We start from the raw sequence: 15762 nt of genomic DNA on the forward strand, positions 1-15762 counted from the left end.
TTACTCGTCTTTCTCACCGGCCTCGTATAGTGCTTCTCGGCCAATACGGTCGAGGCAGAGTTCGGCGGTCCAGGGCAGCATCAGCGCACCGCAGCGGCTGTCGCGATAGATGCGCTCCAGCGGCAGCGTCTTCAGCATGGCCTGACCGCCGCAGGTGCGGATCGCCAGTGCGGCGAGTTCGTTGGCGCCTTCCATCACGGTGTACTGGGCGGCATAGGCGCGCAGCACCTGCTCCTTTGACGGATTGGCGCAGGCTTCGGTCACAGCCTGGAACCAGGTCGACTTGAGCTGTTCGAGCTTGATCTGCATCTGCGCCACGGCGATCTGCTTGGTCGGATACATCCGGCGCTTGACTGGCGGCATGCCCAGGATTTCGCCGCGGAGATACTTCACGGTGAAATCGTACGATGCCTGCGCGAGACCAACGTAAGTCGGCGACAGCGTCAGGAACATGTGCGGCCAGCGCATCGCGGCCTGGAAGTAGACGCCGCGCGGCATCAGCGCTGCATCTTCCGGCACGAACACGTCCTTGAAGATCAGCGTGCGCGAAACGGTGCCGCGCATGCCGAGCGGATCCCAGTCGCCGACGACGGAGACGCCTTCGGACTTGGCGGAAATCGCCAGATACAGCGTGTTGCGGCGCGAAGCCTTCTCGCCCTCAGCGACCTCGGTGCACAGCACGCCGTAGTAATCGGCGAAGCCCGACAGCGAGGCGAAGATCTTCTTGCCGTTGACAATCCAGCCACCTTTGACGGGCCTGGCTTCGGTGCCGAAGGCAACGCCGCCTGCGGCCGCTGCGCCACCTTCGGAGAACGGCTGCGAATAGATCGCGCCATCTTCGACGATGCGCTTGTAGTGGATGGCGCGGCGGCGGTGCTGTTCGGCGCGGGTCTCGGCATCCATGTCGAGATCGTCGGCCAGCGGGCCGGACCACAGCGTCGAGCAGACGTGCATGTTCCAGGTCAGCGCGGTCGCGCCGCAATAGCGGCCGATTTCGGCAGCAGCGAGCGAATAGGTCTGATAGCCGGCGCCCGAACCGCCATTGGCTTTCGGGATCGAGATGCCCAGCAGACCCGCCTTGTGCAGGTCCTTGTAGTTCTCCAGCGGGAAGGTGGCCTCGGTATCCCACTTCGCCGCGCGACCGGCGAAATTGGTCTGTGCCAGCTCGCGCGCCTTGGTGATCAGCCCGGCCTGTTCGTCATCGAGACGATAGGCCTTCGGATCGAACATCGGCTGGTCGAGAACGATGCTGTCGAGATCGGGCTTGCTGGCAGGCTTGTTCATGAGGATGACCCCGAAAGGTTGTGGCTGGTTTTGAGGAAGTCGGCGAGCACTTCGTTGAATTCGCGCGGGCGTTCGAAACTGGCGAGATGCCCAACGCCTTCAAGTTCGACATAGGTCGCGCCCGGCACAAGTGTGGCCATCTTGGCCATTGTCTTCGCGGGGGCGTTGTTGTCTTTCGAACCAGATAGGACTAAAGTCGGTATTTTGATGTCTGCGATATTCTTGCGGAGATCGAAGCCGATCATCGCCTTCATCGAGGCGCGATAGGTGTCGGGTTTCACGGACGCCATGCAGTCCTGCGCCAGCGCAATGCCCACAGAATCGGGATTGTCGCCGATCAGGCCGGCGACCAGCTTCGGCGCCATCGACACCATGGTCTCGCCGCGGTCGAGCGGGCCAAGCCGCGCGTCGATGAAATTCTTCTGCCATTCGCCGTCGAAGCTGCCGAAGGCGGAAGTGGTCTGCGCCAGCACGATAGCGCCGGGGATGTGCGGATAGTCCACCATCAGTCGCTGCACGATCATGCCGCCGATGGAATGACCGACCAGCACGGGCTTCACGGCGCCGATCTGCGCGAGAAAGTCCTTCAGCGCCTCGGCGAAGGCTGGGATGCTGGGAGTCTCAAGTTGCTTCGAACCGCCATAGCCCGGCATGTCCCAGCCGATGGCGTAGTAGCGGTCGCCGAACGCCTCGAGCTGGTTACGCCAGCCGCGACCGGCACCGCCGATCCCGTGCAGAAACACCAGCGGCGTCGCGGCGGGGGAGCCTTTGGCTTCAAAACCGAAGCGGCCGTCCTTCGTCGTCAGGGCTGCAGAATTTGGCACGCATAGGCCTCCTGTGCTGTCGGACAAGAGTGATCCTAGCATGTCCGAGATATATGAAAAGCGATAGTTTTAGACTTAAAGGGTTCTCGATTGCCTGTTCGGAAGGCAGTTGGGTTATAGCCGAACAGGTTTTGGATCCCGACATTTAGCCCGTGTCGCTTTGCCATGTTGTGACCCTAAGGCGTTCTCGTGTTGCCGCGCGCAATCGCGCTTGTCGAAAATTTCTTTAGGTTTAAAACAATATCGATTGCCGACGCATCCAGGGAGGAAGCCATGTCCGATCAGTCATTTTTGTCCTGGCCGTTTTTCGAGGACCATCATCGCGAGCTGGCCACGGGTCTGTCGCGCTGGGCCAAGGCGACATTGCCCGGTCTGGTCGATCATCACGACGTCGATGGCTCCTGCAAGCGTCTGGTGAAGGCGCTTGGTGATGGCGGCTGGCTGCGCGCGGCAGTGCCGGCGAGCCATGGCGGAATGTTCCCGACCTTCGACGTGCGCTCGCTGTGTCTGATCCGCGAAACGCTGGCCTATGAGACTGGTCTCGCCGACTTCGCGTTTGCAATGCAAGGCCTGGGTACAGGTCCGATCAGCCTGTTCGGTTCGGAGGCGTTGAAGTCGCGCTATCTGCCGCGCGTCGGTAGCGGTGAGGCCATTGCAGCTTTCGCATTGTCGGAGCCCGATGCAGGCTCGGACGTCGCAGCGATGACGACGAACGCGGTGCCTGATGGTCCGGATCATGTCCGCATCAATGGTCTCAAGACCTGGATTTCGAATGGCGGCATTGCTGACCAGTATGTCGTGTTCCTGCGCACCGGCGAAGCCGGCGCGCGCGGCATCAGCGCATTCGTTGTCGACGCGGGTACACCTGGCTTCACCATTTCGGAGCGTATCAACGTGATCGCGCCGCATCCGCTGGCCACGTTGAAATTCGAGGATTGCCGCGTGCCTCTGGCGAACCGTATCGGCAAGGACGGCGAGGGCTTCAAAGTGGCGATGGCGACGCTCGATGTGTTCCGCTCGACAGTCGGCGCAGCCGCGCTCGGCCTCGCACGACGTGCGCTCGACGAGGCGCTGCATCGCTCGGTAACGCGGAAAATGTTCGGCCATACGCTGGGCGATCTTCAGCTGACGCAAGCGGGGCTCGCGGAGATGGCCACGTCCATCGACGCATCCGCCCTGCTGGTCTATCGCTCGGCCTGGACCAAGGATCAGGGCGCGGCGCGCATCACACGCGAAGCCGCCATGGCCAAGATGTTCGCGACCGAAGCGGCACAGACAGTGATCGACCGTGCTGTGCAGATTTTCGGCGGTCTCGGCGTGCAGTCGGGCGTCAAGGTTGAGGAGCTCTATCGCGAGATCCGCGCGCTGCGCATCTATGAAGGCGCAACCGAAGTCCAGAAGGTCATCATCGGTCGCGAGCTCATCAAGGCGGCGCAGACCAATTGAGCGGAAAAAGGCGAGCCGATCACGGCTCGCCTGACGCCTCACGCGGCTGTCGCTTCGGCCTTGTATTTCGGCGCCGAGGCGAGAAAACGCGCATAGGCATCGGCGTCCGGCGGTGTGAATTTCTCCACCAGCGCGCCGCGCCGTTTGCTGGCGGCGCCCATGTCGTCGAGCAGTTCGTCGAAATGCTTGAAGTGATACGGCGCCACGCATAGTCCGCCATAAACGCCGGCTGCGGGCCGTTCGACTCGTTTGAAATGTAGCATCTTGTCCATATCCGCATGCATCTGAGCGGCGGTCGGCTGCTTCGCCAGCTTGCCGTCGGCGTAGCGCACCAGCCAGTTGGCGGCCATTTCCGCTGTCAATACCGAGCAGAAGCTGGAATTGAAGCCGACGAAACCCATGTCTGGCAGATCCGGATTCGCGATGACGCGATACAGCCGATACTGCCCGTCAGCCTGGATGAGCTTGTCGCGATATTGCTGCGGCAGGAATGGCACGCCGAGTGTGAAGCCGATAGCCAGAACAGCAACGTCAGCTTCGACGCGCTGGCCGCCTGGCATTACGATGGTCTTGCCGTCATAGTGATCGAAGGTGCCGCGGATCGCCTTGATGCGTCCGTCGGCAACCATCGGGAAGAAATTCGGCGTGGCGATCGGCACCGAGCAGTTGATGCCGTCCTCGATGCGTCCTTCTGGCACCATGTCGCATTTCTTCAGCTTGAGCTGGGTCTTCAACATGGCCTCAAGCCCGCGCCAGTTGGCCCAGATAAATGGCTTGGCAATGGCGTGATTGAGCCGCGAGAGCGCAGTCAGGCCCCAGCCCCGAAACATCTCTTCCTGCGCGCGGATATAGAGGATGCGCTTGAAGTTGATCAGGCCGCCTATGAAATAGGGAATGCGCCAGACCGGCTCGCGATAGACAAAGGTAACGGCGCTGGCGCCGGCATTGACCGAATGCACGGCGATATCAGTGGCCGATTTTGAGCCGCCGAGCACGACGACCTTCTTGCCTTTGACGATGGATGAATCCGTGTGCTCCGCCGAATGCAGGATCACGCCGCCGGCGGCCTTGAACTTGTCTTCGCCGGGATGATGCAGTTCCTTGCGCTCGTTGAATTGTCCGGTACAGACCGCGACGAAATCGAATGTTTCCTGCGCGGTGTTGCCAGCCGCATCGCGTGTCTCAAGTGTCCAGCCGGGCAGGTTATCGTCGCGGCGTTTCATGCTCACGACGGTCGTGTTGAAGCGCATCAGCGGGATCAGATTATAGTCGCGTGCATAGTCGGTGAGATAGGCATGGACCTGCGGTCCCTTCGGCCATTCCGGATAGCTGGCCGGCATCGGCTTGTCGGTGAAGCGATAGAGCTCCTTGGGGCTCTGGGTCTGGACCTCCGGATAAGATCGCGCGGGCTCCCAGACGCCGCCGAGATCGCCGCTGCGTTCCAGCACCGTGACCATGTGCCCGCGTGCCGTGAAGGACTTGGCGGCGGCAACGCCGGCAATGCCGGCGCCGATGACGCAAACGTTCTTCTGTTTGACCATGGCTCGTCTCCTGTTTGCATGCAGCGCTGTATGGCGGACGTGCGGGCTCATGCGCGCAGACGGGTGTCTGCGCGCAACGTCCGCGATGCGTTAAAGCTGGGGGCGGCTGTTGAAGCCTAGTCGTTGGCTTCCGGCGGCAGGAAGTTTACTTCATGCTCGGCGGAGACCCGCACAATGGCTTCGATGTCGCTCATATTGTGCAACTGCTTGAACAGGGCTTCGAGCTTCTGTGTCGGCGAAACCCAGAACAGTGCGCGGGCCGGTTTGTCCGACTTGTTGAAATAGCCATGCGGAATGCCGCGCGGCAGGCGAACCAGATCGCCGGCATGCGCACGGACCCACTGGCCATCGAGCTTGAGGTCGAGAATACCCTCCTGCACCAGGATGAACTCTTCCTGGGTCGGATGGATATGCACCGGCACGAACTGGCCGGGATCGCTGTTGGTCTCGAAGGCAAAGGTGGAGTCGGTCACGGCCTTCGGGAAATAGACCTGCCCGAGGATGTTCCAGGTCGTGCCGCCATATCCGGTGCCGTTCTGGGTAATGCCTTTTTCAAGTGCCGCCATGGTCCTGCTCCCTTGGGTTTCAATCTACAAGGATGCTGCGTTACCTCGTGGTTTGTCTCTAGCCGTTGAACGAATCCGCTATCCAAACGACGAAATAATTACCGGCGCAGGCGAGGGCGCGGCTACGCTGCGCCGCACACCTATCTTTGGCGGCGGACTGCCTGCGCATTCGTTGTGCAGCACGGCAATATTTACGGCGGGGCGCCGGCTATGCGGCGTGATGCGACATGGATAGTCTAGGGTTCAAACAACGCAGGCGATCGGACCATGGTGTTGGACGCAGCCGTATCAGGGAATGCCCAGCCGGCCCGCGCTGCCAGGCTTGCGGCATTCTCTCGCGTGTTCACGACGGATATCGACGAGGCTGCTGATTCGATCGGGCGCATCTTCTGTCCGCATGCGCTGGATCCCTTGCAGCGCTCCTGGCCGGATTTTCACGCGCTCCACAATTGCGCGGCGTTCGATGGCTTCTCGGTGAACTACGTCTCCTATGGCGGCTCGGTGTCGATTGATCCCGGCTGTCTCGATCGCTTCTTCCTGCTGCAGGTACCGCTGCATGGCGGCGCCCGCATCAATACCGGCGGCCGGACGATCGAGGTGTCAGCAGGGCGTTCCGCTTCCTTGCTGTCGCCGACCATGCCGACAAAGATGGTCTGGCAGGACGATTGCGCCAAGCTGATCCTGCTCGTTGAACGACGGCTCGTCGAGGAGCGCGCGGCGGCGCTGGCGGAGAGATCTGGAGCAGTCATCGAGTTTGATCCGGAGGTCGACCTCAATACGCCGTTCGGTCTCGCGATCCGATCCCAGATCGAGTATCTGGCTGATCTCGCGGAGCATCGCGGACCAGGGCAGCAGATCTCGCCCGTGATGGCGGCGACCCTGCGTGACTCCGTGATTGGACTGCTGCTGACCGGTCAGCGGCATACGCTCACTGACACTATCGACCGCTCTTTGGCGCGCCTTGGTCCGCTGCCGTCAGTGCTGAGAAAGGCACGGGACTATCTTGAGGCTCATGCCACCGAGCCGCTCGATCTCGATGGGCTCGCGCGCGCAGCTGGCATCGGGATACGTTCGCTGCAGCTCGGCTTTCAGAAGCATTTCGGCATGTCGATTTCCGATGCGCTGCTCGATATCCGGCTGACCCATTTGAATGCACGACTGCTGCGGGCTGAGCCGGGCGAGCGCGTCATTGATATGGCCTTCGATCTTGGCTTTACCCATCCGAGCCGGATGGCCAGCTTCTACCGCGCCCGCTATGGCGAGAGCCCGTCGGATACGCTCCGCCGCAGCCGCTAGCGGCATGGCCTGGCTGTTTCTTGCAAAAGCTTGAAGTATAAAATAATATCCGGACAGGCTCATGGAGAGCCTGCGGAAGGTGATGCATGTCCGGATTGTCTCGCTCCTCCCACGCTCTGGTGACCGGCGGCGGCCGCGGCATTGGCCGCGCCATTGCGGCCTCGCTGGTGCAGGCCGGTGCGACTGTGACCATCATGGGGCGCAATCTCACAGTGCTGAACGAAGTCGTGGCAGCCGGTGACGCGCATTATGCTGTTGCCGCCGATGTGTCCGATCAGGCCGCGCTGAATGCTGCGATTGCGGACGCCGCGAAACGCCAGCCGATCGATATTCTGGTCGCCAACGCCGGTGCGGCAGAATCCGCGCCTTTCGTGAAATCAGATGCCGCGCTGTTCCAGCGCATGATGGACGTCAATTTCATGGGCGTCGTCTATGCGGCGCAGGCCGTGCTGCCCGAGATGGTCAAGCGCAAGAGTGGCCGCATCATTGCTGTTGCTTCGACGGCTGGCCTCAAGGGCTATGGTTATGTGAGCGCCTATAGCGCTGCGAAGCACGCCGTTGTTGGTCTCGTGCGCTCGGTGGCGCTGGAAGTCGCGAAAAGTGGCGTCACCGTGAATGCGGTGTGCCCGGGTTTCACGGAGACCGATCTGCTCGAAGGCAGCATCGACAACATCATGAGCAAGACCGGCCGCACGCGCGAACAAGCTGTGGCCGAATTGGCGAAGCACAATCCGCAGGGCCGTCTGGTGACGCCCGGCGAAGTCGCCGACGCGGTGCTGTGGCTGTGCGGCACCGGCGCCAGTTCCATCACCGGCCAGAGCATTGCCGTCGCCGGCGGCGAAGTCTGATTGATACGCAACAACAAGAACCGAACGAATTTCTGGGAGCCAATATGTCAGTCATGGTCAAGAACAAGGTCGCCAATCCCGTCACGCTGCCGCTGGCCGAGTTCAAGCCTGAGCATTTCCTGCTGGCGGTGGCCGACGGCATCGCGACGGTGACGCTGAACCGGCCGGAGCGCAAGAATCCGCTGACCTTTCAGAGCTACCGTGAGCTGACGGATTTCTTCCGCGCCTGTGCGATGGATGATGACGTCAAGGTTGTGGTCGTCACCGGTGCCGGCGGCAATTTCTCGTCGGGCGGCGACGTGTTTGAAATCATCGGGCCCTTGATCGAGATGAATACCAAGGATCTCACCGCCTTCACGCGCATGACCGGCGATCTGGTCAAGGCGATGCGCGCCTGCCCGCAGCCGATCGTGGCGGCCGTGGAAGGCATCTGCGCTGGTGCCGGCGCGATCATGGCGATGGCTTCCGACATGCGTTTGGCGGCGACCGGCGCTAAGGTCGGTTTCCTGTTCAACAAGGTAGGTCTCGCCGGCTGCGATATGGGCGCCTGCGCGATCCTGCCGCGCATCATCGGCCAGTCCCGCGCCTCGGAGCTGCTCTATACCGGCCGCTTTATGACAGCCGAGGAGGGCGAGCGCTGGGGCTTCTTCAGCCGCATCGTTGCGCCGGCAGAGGTGCTGAGCCAGGCACAGACACTGGCCAAGCAGATTTCCGAAGGCCCGACCTATGCCAACACCATGACCAAACGGATGCTGTCGATGGAGTGGGCGATGTCGGTAGAAGAGGCGATCGAAGCCGAGGCGGTGGCGCAGGCACTGTGCATGACCACGGAGGATTTCGCCCGGGCGTTCCATGCCTTCGCGAACAAGCAGAAGCCGAAGTTCGAGGGTAATTGAGACACACGCACCGTCATGCCCGGGCTTGACCCGGGCATCCATCTTTGGCGGCAATGCGGGTGGTAAGATGGATGGCCGGGTCAGGCCCGGCCATGACAGAGTTTCAACAAGTCGCCTCGCGCGGGCGCGAGCAAATTCAAGATGCATCGCGCCGACTGATAATTTGATGTGCATCAAAGCTGGCGAATTGCCGGTTTGTCAGGCTTGCCAGGAATTGTTTTAGGTTTAAAATATCTCCATCCAGGCACGACTGCGGAGGTTGTCATGAAGATCGCGATTATCGGTGGCGGGCCGGCGGGCCTCTATTCTGCGATCCTGCTGAAGAAGCAGCGGCCGCAGGCAGAGATCACGGTTTACGAGCGCAACCGTCCCGACGACACCTTCGGCTTCGGCGTGGTGTTTTCCGACGCCACCCTCGATAATTTCGAGAAATACGATCTTCCAAGCTATCAGCGCATCACCCAGGAATTCGCTTACTGGGATGATATCGCCGTGCACTTTCGCGGCACGGTCCACCGCGTCGGCGGCAACGGCTTCTGCGGCTGTTCGCGCCGCACGCTGCTGATGATCCTCCAGGACCGTGCCCGCGAACTCGGTGTCCATCTGCTGTTCGAAGTCGATATCACCGACGAAGCACGTTTCGCCGATGCCGATCTGATCGTGCTGGCTGATGGCATCAACAGCCACTTCCGTAACAAGTATATCGAACACTTCGCGCCCGAAGTAGATTTGCGCTCGAACAAGTTCACCTGGATGGGTTCAACCAAGCCGCTCGATGCTTTCACCTTCCTGTTCCAGGAAACCGAGTGGGGGCCGTTCATTGCGCACGCCTATCAGTATGAGGCTGGCCGCTCGACCTGGATCTTCGAGACCGATCCGGAGACCTTCAAGCGCGCCGGCCTCGAAGGCCTCGGCGAGCAGGAATCCGCTGATCGCATGCACGATATCTTCAAGGGCTTCCTTGGCGACCACAAGCTGTTGATCAACCGCTCGATGTGGCGCAATTTTCCGATGATCCGCAACAAGCGCTGGGTCAAGGACAACATGGTGCTGCTTGGCGACGCCAAGGCGACCGCGCATTTCTCCATCGGCTCTGGCACCAAGCTGGCGATGGAAGATGCTATCGCGCTGCATGATGCAATGGCGAAGGCCCCGACTGTTGAGGCCGGTTTGCACGACTACGAACACGGTCGCCGCGAGGAGGTCGAGAAGATCCAGCATTCAGCGGACGTGTCGCTAGTCTGGTTCGAGCACGTGGATCGCTTTTGGGATTTTGACCCCGTGCAGTTCGCTTTCGGCGTCATGACCCGCGCCAAGGCGATTACCTACGATAACCTGACGCTGCGCGCGCCGGACTTCGTCAAGGAAGTCGACAAGTCGTTTGCGCAGAAGGTGTGCGCGCAGGGCTTCGACGTCGATATTGATAAGCCGGAAGTGCCGATGTTCCAGCCGTTCAAGATGCGGGATATGGTGCTGGCGAACCGCGCGGTCGTCTCGCCGATGTGCATGTATTCAGCGGAAGAGGGCGTGCCGAACGATTTCCATCTGGTGCATTACGGCTCGCGCGCCATCGGCGGCGCCGGTCTCGTCTTCACCGAAATGGTCTGTGTTGGCCGTGACGCACGCATCACGCCCGGCTGCGCAGGTCTGTGGACCGACGAGCAGGAAGCGCAGTGGAAGCGTATTGTCGATTTCGTGCACAACACGTCCGCCGCCAAGATCTGCCTGCAGCTCGGTCATGCCGGCCGCAAGGGCGCGACCAAACTGATGTGGGACGGCATGGACCGTCCGCTCGCCGATGGCGCATGGGACATCGTCTCGGCGTCGCCGCTGCCTTACTATCCGGACAGTCAGGTGCCCGCGGAAATCGATCGCGCCAGCATGGATCGTGTGAAGGCGGAGTTCGTCGCCGCGGCCATCCGCGGCGAGCGCTGTGGCTTCGACATGCTTGAGATGCATACGGCGCACGGCTATCTGCTGGCGAGTTTCCTGTCGCCGCTCACCAACAAGCGCACCGATGAATATGGCGGCTCCCTTGAGAACCGGCTGCGTTTCCCCCTCGAAGTGTTCGAGGCCATGCGTGCGGCATGGCCGGCGCATAAGCCGATGTCGGTGCGCATCTCGGCGACCGATTGGGCCGAAGGCGGCAACACCGGCGACGATGCGGTGCAGATCGCCCGCGCCTTCGCCGAAGCCGGTGTCGATCTCGCCGATATCTCGACAGGCCAAACCGTCAAGGAGTCGCGTCCGATCTACGGCCGCATGTTCCAGACGCCGTTCTCGGATCAAGTCCGCAACGAGGCGCGTGTTGCCACCATGTGCGTTGGCAACATCACGTCAGCGGATCAGGTCAACACGATCCTGGCCGCCGGCCGTGCGGACCTCGTCGCGCTTGGTCGTCCGCACCTGACCGACCCGTCCTTCACCATCAAGGCGGCCGCCTGGTATGGTGCAAAGGATGCCTATTGCCCGCCACAATATATGCCCGGCAAAGATCAGATTTTCCGCAACAGCGTCAGGGACAAGCAGGATTTCGAAGACCTGAAAATTAAGGCTAAGCCGAAGACCCGCGCCGAGATGCGGGCGGAGGCCGCCAAGCCACTTGCGGCTGAATGACTGGGCATGCGAGTTTATTGATCACAAACGTAGGATGGGTAGAGCGAAGCGAAACCCATGACTGCGGCGCGTATCGTTGATGGGTTTCGCAAGGGCTCTACCTATCCTACGGCATTGTATCGAGTGGAGTTGAGCTGATGAAAGCAATCATCGTGGGCGGCGGCGTTGGCGGTCTGACCACCGCCTTGATGCTGCGGGCGCGGGGCATCAATTGCGAAATCTACGAACAGGCTGACTCAATCCGCGAACTCGGCGTTGGCATCAACACGCTGCCACACGCGATCCGCGAACTCGCTGGTCTCGGTCTGCTCGATCGCCTCGATGCGGTGGCGATCCGCACCGATGAGCTGCATTATCTCAACCGTCACGGGCAGGAAGTCTGGCGCGAGAAGCGCGGCTTCGGCGCCGGCCATGACGTGCCGCAATTCTCGATCCATCGCGGCCGCCTGCAGAGTGCGATCCATCGTGCGGTGGAAGAGCGCCTTGGCGCCGAGGCGATTCACACCGGTCGTCGCCTGGGTCACTTCACGCAAGACGAAGGTGGTGTCACCGCTTATTTCTTCGATCGCAATAACAACCATGTCGAAACCGCGCGCGGCGATATCCTGATTGGCGCTGACGGTATCCACTCCAAGGTTCGGAGCACGCTGTTCCCGAATGAAGGACATCCGGTCTGGAATGGCCTGATGCTGTGGCGCGGTGCGCGCGATTGGCCGGCCTTCCTGACCGGAAATTCGATGATCGTCGCCGGTGGTCTCCATGCCAAGGTTGTGGTCTATCCGATCGCCGAGGGTGAGACGCCGGGCAACCGGCTGACCAACTGGGCGGTGCTGGTGAAGACCGGCGAGGGTGGCACATTGCCGCCGCGCCGCGAGGACTGGTCACGCCCCGGCAAGCGCGACGAATTGATGCCGCATGTGGCGCGTTTCAATGTGCCGCATATCGACGTGCCCGCGCTGATCACGGCGACGCCGGAATTCTGGGAGTATCCCTGCTGCGACCGCGATCCACTGCCATACTGGTCAGGCGGCCGCGTCACGCTGCTTGGTGACGCCGCGCATCCGATGTATCCGGTCGGCTCCAACGGCGCCTCCCAGGCTATCCTCGATGCGCGCGCGCTGGCTGACTCGCTGGCCCATGCCGAACATCCGCGCCAGGCGCTGATGGCCTATGAGCGCAAGCGCCTGCCGATGACGGCCGAGATCGTGCGCTCCAACCGTCGCGGTGGCCCGGAGGGCGTGATCGATGCCGTCGAGCAGATTGCGCCGGATGGCTTCGACAATGTCGAGAACGTCCTGAGCTACGCCCAGCGCGAAGCTATCGTGAAGGGTTATGCGCACAAGGCTGGCTTTGCGGCGCAGCCCGGGCTTGCGGTAGTGAACGGCTGATCCAACCGCTACACGCGCGATCAAGTTGATACGAAAATGGCCGGGCTCTTTGCCCGGCCATTTTGCGTTGATGTCTGAAGCTAAAAGCGCCGCGCCTCACGCCCCGGGAGGCGGCGGCAGGAAGTGGATGTTGTATTCGGCAGCGAGCGCCACAACGTCCTCGGGCTTCTGTTCTTTCATGTTGTGGATCGCCCAGAACAGGTCATAGAGCCGGCGGCTCGGCGAAACCCAGAACAGCACCTTCGCGTTCTGATCGGATTTGTTGAAGATGCCGTGCGGAATGCCGCGCTGCAGCCGCACCAGATCGCCCGGAGTGGCCGATGTCTCGGAGCCGCCAAGGAAGAAGTCGAGCTTGCCTTCGAGGATGTAGAGATACTCATCCTGGTCAGGATGGATGTGCGGCGGCACGAAGGTGCCGGGCGGGAAGGTGGCGTGCCACGAGAACGAATCCTCGGTGCAGTTCTTGGGCACATATGTCTGGCCGAGGATGTTCCAGGTGATGCCCTGCATGCCTTCATTGGCGCGGGTGATGCCGGCGATCTCGGTTTTCATGGTTGGTCCTTCCTTGGGTCACGCATTACGACGCGTCGGGTGGTACTCGAAAACAGTTGATCAAACGTGGAGGAAACGATCCTTCACGGTGGAGTCGTTCTTGAGCTGCTCGGATGTGCCGGTCCACACGACACGGCCCTTTTCGATGACCACGTGGCGATCGGCGAAGCCGGCCAGCGCATCGACATTCTTGTCGATCACCAGAATGGACTGACGCTCGGCCTTGAGCTTCTTCAGGCAATTCCAGATCTCAAGACGAATGAGCGGCGCAAGGCCTTCGGTGGCCTCATCGAGAATGAGCAGCTTCGGATTGGTCATCAGCGCGCGCCCGACCGCCAGCATCTGCTGCTCGCCGCCCGACAACTGTGTGCCGAGATTGCTGCGACGCTCTTTGAGGCGCGGAAACAGCTCGTAGATCTTGTCCAGTGTCCAGCGCGCCGGCGGATGCCGCACGGCGGCGGTGGCGACCAGGTTTTCCTCGACGGTCAGCGTCGGGAAGATTTGGCGACCTTCCGGCACGAGACCGATACCGGCCTGAGCGATACGATAGCACGGCAACCCGGCCATCGGCTTGTCGTCGAAGGTGACGGTGCCACCGGTTGGATGAATCAGGCCGATGATGGCGTTGATGGTGGTGGTCTTGCCCATGCCGTTGCGGCCGAGCAGGGTAACGACTTCACCGGCATTGATGGTGAGCGAGATATCGAACAGCACCTTGGCCGCGCCGTAAGCCGCCTGGAGATTTGAGACTGAGAGCATCAGGCGGCCTCCTCGCCGAGATAGGCGGCGCGCACTTCCGCATTGTCACGAATGCTCTGCGGCGAACCGGACGCGATGATTCGGCCATAAACCAGGACCGAGACCCGGTCAGCCAGCGCGAAGACGGCGTCCATATCGTGTTCGATCAGCACGATGGGAAGCTCCTTGCGCAGTTCCTGCAACGTGTTGATCAGTCGCTGTGATTCATCGTGGCTGGTGCCGGCGAGCGGTTCATCGAGCAGCAGCAGTTTTGGCTTTGCAGCCAGCGCAATGGCGATTTCGAGCTGGCGTTTCTCGCCATGCGACATCTGCCCAGCCGGCACGCCTGCGCGAGCGGCGAGGCCGAAGCGCGACAGCAGGGCCATGGCGGTGTCGTTCAGCGCTGGCTCCTTCGACGCATTGCCGAAGAAGCTGAAGCTCGAACCGCTGCGTGCCTGAACGGCGATGGCGACATTCTCCAGCGCGGAGAAGCGCGGCAGGATCGAGGTGATCTGGAACGAGCGCACCAGGCCCATCCGCGCGCGCTCCGCCATCGGCAACCGCGACACGTCCTGACCGTCGAAAATGATGCGCCCGGAATCCGATTGCGCGTGGCCGGAGATCTGGTGGATCAGCGTGGTCTTGCCGGCACCGTTGGGGCCGATGATGGCGTGCAACTCGCCGGCTTCGATGTTCAGCGACACGTCGTCGGTGACACGCAGGGCGCCGTAGTTCTTGCAGATGTTCTGCAGCTGAAGCGGAGCGCTGCTCATGATTTGCTCCCGAACAATCCGGTAATGCCGCCGCGGGCATAGAGCACGACGAGAATGAGGATGGGTCCGAAGATCAGTGCCCAGTTCTCCGTGTAATGCGACAGGATATCTGCCAGCAGGCTGAACACGGCGGCGCCGATGATTGCGCCATGCAGCGAGCCGAGGCCGCCGAGCACCAGTACGAAGATCAGGTCGCCGGAGCGCTGCCAGGCCGTATAGGCCGGGCTGACGAATTCGGTCTGGTTGGCGAGCAGAAACCCGGACACGCCGGCGATCATGCCCGCAATGACGTAGGCCGTGAGCTGATAGCGATACGGCGCAAAGCCGATCGCTTCCATGCGTACGGGATTCTCGCGAATGCCGCGTAGCACCCGACCGAAGCGGGACGCGACGATAGCGCGGAGCAGCAGATAAGCGCCGAGCAGCACGCCGAAGGCGACATAATACATCGCCACGTCGTTCTTCAGGAACTTGGAGCCGAAGAACATGCTGCGCGAGGCCAGCGTCAGCCCGTCGTCGCCGCCATAGGCAGCCAGCGAAGTGCCGAGGAAGAACAGCATCTGGCCGAAAGCCAGCGTGATCATGATGAAATAGACGCCCTTGGTCCGCAACGAGATCGCGCCGGTGAAGAGAGCGAAGAGGAGGGAGACGCCGAGCGCCACCGCAAGCTGGATGAAGCCGTCGGTGATTCCGTGGCTGGAAAGGATCGCGACGCTGTAGGCGCCGAGGCCGACATAGGCGGCATGGCCGAATGAGATCATGGCGCCGTAGCCGATCAGCAGATCGAGCGACATGGCGGCGAGCGCCAGGATCATGATGCGCGTGACCAGCGCGAGGATGAAGCTCTGCGATCCCCACAGCACCGAGAGCGGCACAAGGGCGAAGATCGCGAAAACGATCAGCGGCAGCACATAGGCGCGGCTGGTACGCAGCGGCGTTGTGAGGGCAGGCGAAGCGGGGGTGTCGAGGTCGACGAGATTGTTCATGGTCTGCT

General features: G+C 61.6%; 14 protein-coding genes. 6 read left to right on the forward strand and 8 right to left on the reverse strand.

What is annotated here, in order from left to right; all coding sequences use genetic code 11:
• Together AC1DUY_RS10995 and AC1DUY_RS11000 are read right to left on the reverse strand one after the other, a co-directional pair.
• The gene (locus tag AC1DUY_RS10995) at positions 1-1284 is read right to left on the reverse strand and encodes an acyl-CoA dehydrogenase family protein (protein ID WP_478114229.1); all 1284 of its coding nucleotides are present in this window, start codon (positions 1282-1284) and stop codon (positions 1-3) included.
• On the reverse strand, positions 1281-2108 hold the full coding sequence (locus AC1DUY_RS11000; protein WP_478114231.1) for an alpha/beta fold hydrolase: 828 nt from the start codon (positions 2106-2108) through the stop codon (positions 1281-1283). The genes AC1DUY_RS10995 and AC1DUY_RS11000 overlap by 4 nt, the downstream gene beginning before the upstream one ends.
• Before the next feature lie 273 nt (positions 2109-2381).
• Here AC1DUY_RS11000 and AC1DUY_RS11005 point away from each other — a divergent pair, with 273 nt between their 5' ends.
• Entirely contained in the window at positions 2382-3554 is a 1173-nt protein-coding gene (locus AC1DUY_RS11005; protein ID WP_478114233.1) for an acyl-CoA dehydrogenase family protein, read from the forward strand.
• Between the two features lie 38 nt (positions 3555-3592).
• Here AC1DUY_RS11005 and AC1DUY_RS11010 read toward each other — a convergent pair whose 3' ends face one another.
• Together AC1DUY_RS11010 and AC1DUY_RS11015 are read right to left on the reverse strand one after the other, a co-directional pair.
• Positions 3593-5095 (reverse strand): flavin-containing monooxygenase, encoded by a 1503-nt coding sequence (locus tag AC1DUY_RS11010; protein WP_478114235.1) that lies wholly within the window; start codon positions 5093-5095, stop codon positions 3593-3595.
• Positions 5096-5211: 116 nt separating this feature from the next.
• The gene (locus AC1DUY_RS11015) at positions 5212-5661 is read right to left on the reverse strand and encodes a cupin domain-containing protein (protein WP_315841244.1); all 450 of its coding nucleotides are present in this window, start codon (positions 5659-5661) and stop codon (positions 5212-5214) included.
• 267 nt (positions 5662-5928) lie between these two features.
• Here AC1DUY_RS11015 and AC1DUY_RS11020 point away from each other — a divergent pair, with 267 nt between their 5' ends.
• The 5 genes from AC1DUY_RS11020 (at position 5929) to AC1DUY_RS11040 (ending at position 12705) form a co-directional block, all read left to right on the forward strand.
• The gene (locus AC1DUY_RS11020; protein WP_478114238.1) at positions 5929-6957 is read left to right on the forward strand and encodes an AraC family transcriptional regulator; all 1029 of its coding nucleotides are present in this window, start codon (positions 5929-5931) and stop codon (positions 6955-6957) included.
• A gap of 86 nt (positions 6958-7043) precedes the next feature.
• Positions 7044-7805 (forward strand): SDR family NAD(P)-dependent oxidoreductase, encoded by a 762-nt coding sequence (locus tag AC1DUY_RS11025; protein ID WP_478114240.1) that lies wholly within the window; start codon positions 7044-7046, stop codon positions 7803-7805.
• Between the two features lie 53 nt (positions 7806-7858).
• Entirely contained in the window at positions 7859-8701 is an 843-nt protein-coding gene (locus tag AC1DUY_RS11030) for an enoyl-CoA hydratase family protein (protein ID WP_478114641.1), read from the forward strand.
• Between the two features lie 264 nt (positions 8702-8965).
• A complete protein-coding gene (locus tag AC1DUY_RS11035; RefSeq protein ID WP_478114242.1) occupies positions 8966-11317 on the forward strand; it encodes a bifunctional salicylyl-CoA 5-hydroxylase/oxidoreductase in 2352 nt (783 codons plus the stop codon).
• A 137-nt stretch (positions 11318-11454) separates the two neighbouring features.
• The gene (locus AC1DUY_RS11040) at positions 11455-12705 is read left to right on the forward strand and encodes a flavin-dependent oxidoreductase (protein ID WP_478114244.1); all 1251 of its coding nucleotides are present in this window, start codon (positions 11455-11457) and stop codon (positions 12703-12705) included.
• Between the two features lie 96 nt (positions 12706-12801).
• Here AC1DUY_RS11040 and AC1DUY_RS11045 read toward each other — a convergent pair whose 3' ends face one another.
• The 4 genes from AC1DUY_RS11045 to AC1DUY_RS11060 are packed head-to-tail and all read right to left on the reverse strand — an operon-like array spanning position 12802 to position 15754.
• On the reverse strand, positions 12802-13257 hold the full coding sequence (locus AC1DUY_RS11045) for a cupin domain-containing protein (protein ID WP_089267419.1): 456 nt from the start codon (positions 13255-13257) through the stop codon (positions 12802-12804).
• A gap of 60 nt (positions 13258-13317) precedes the next feature.
• Complete coding sequence (locus AC1DUY_RS11050; RefSeq protein WP_478114247.1) at positions 13318-14016, reverse strand: ABC transporter ATP-binding protein; 699 nt, start codon at positions 14014-14016, stop codon at positions 13318-13320.
• Positions 14016-14768, reverse strand: a complete 753-nt coding sequence (locus AC1DUY_RS11055) for an ABC transporter ATP-binding protein (RefSeq protein ID WP_089267417.1) — start codon at positions 14766-14768, stop codon at positions 14016-14018. Before AC1DUY_RS11055 ends, AC1DUY_RS11050 begins: the two co-directional genes overlap by 1 nt.
• Positions 14765-15754 (reverse strand): branched-chain amino acid ABC transporter permease, encoded by a 990-nt coding sequence (locus AC1DUY_RS11060; RefSeq protein WP_478114249.1) that lies wholly within the window; start codon positions 15752-15754, stop codon positions 14765-14767. Before AC1DUY_RS11060 ends, AC1DUY_RS11055 begins: the two co-directional genes overlap by 4 nt.
• Between the last annotated feature and the right edge of the window lie 8 nt (positions 15755-15762).

This window comes from Tardiphaga sp. P4_G1 (assembly GCF_056401215.1).

What these genes read in the sequence shown, in the direction of transcription:
- AC1DUY_RS10995 (WP_478114229.1), bottom strand. Translation starts at nt 1,284, where the DNA reads ATGAACAAGCCTGCCAGCAAGCCCGATCTCGACAGCATCGTTCTCGAC.
- AC1DUY_RS11005 (WP_478114233.1), top strand. Translation starts at nt 2,382, where the DNA reads ATGTCCGATCAGTCATTTTTGTCCTGGCCGTTTTTCGAGGACCATCAT.
- AC1DUY_RS11010 (WP_478114235.1), bottom strand. Translation starts at nt 5,095, where the DNA reads ATGGTCAAACAGAAGAACGTTTGCGTCATCGGCGCCGGCATTGCCGGC.
- AC1DUY_RS11015 (WP_315841244.1), bottom strand. Translation starts at nt 5,661, where the DNA reads ATGGCGGCACTTGAAAAAGGCATTACCCAGAACGGCACCGGATATGGC.
- AC1DUY_RS11020 (WP_478114238.1), top strand. Translation starts at nt 5,929, where the DNA reads ATGGTGTTGGACGCAGCCGTATCAGGGAATGCCCAGCCGGCCCGCGCT.
- AC1DUY_RS11025 (WP_478114240.1), top strand. Translation starts at nt 7,044, where the DNA reads ATGTCCGGATTGTCTCGCTCCTCCCACGCTCTGGTGACCGGCGGCGGC.
- AC1DUY_RS11030 (WP_478114641.1), top strand. Translation starts at nt 7,859, where the DNA reads ATGGTCAAGAACAAGGTCGCCAATCCCGTCACGCTGCCGCTGGCCGAG.
- AC1DUY_RS11035 (WP_478114242.1), top strand. Translation starts at nt 8,966, where the DNA reads ATGAAGATCGCGATTATCGGTGGCGGGCCGGCGGGCCTCTATTCTGCG.
- AC1DUY_RS11040 (WP_478114244.1), top strand. Translation starts at nt 11,455, where the DNA reads ATGAAAGCAATCATCGTGGGCGGCGGCGTTGGCGGTCTGACCACCGCC.
- AC1DUY_RS11045 (WP_089267419.1), bottom strand. Translation starts at nt 13,257, where the DNA reads ATGAAAACCGAGATCGCCGGCATCACCCGCGCCAATGAAGGCATGCAG.
- AC1DUY_RS11050 (WP_478114247.1), bottom strand. Translation starts at nt 14,016, where the DNA reads ATGCTCTCAGTCTCAAATCTCCAGGCGGCTTACGGCGCGGCCAAGGTG.
- AC1DUY_RS11055 (WP_089267417.1), bottom strand. Translation starts at nt 14,768, where the DNA reads ATGAGCAGCGCTCCGCTTCAGCTGCAGAACATCTGCAAGAACTACGGC.
- AC1DUY_RS11060 (WP_478114249.1), bottom strand. Translation starts at nt 15,754, where the DNA reads ATGAACAATCTCGTCGACCTCGACACCCCCGCTTCGCCTGCCCTCACA.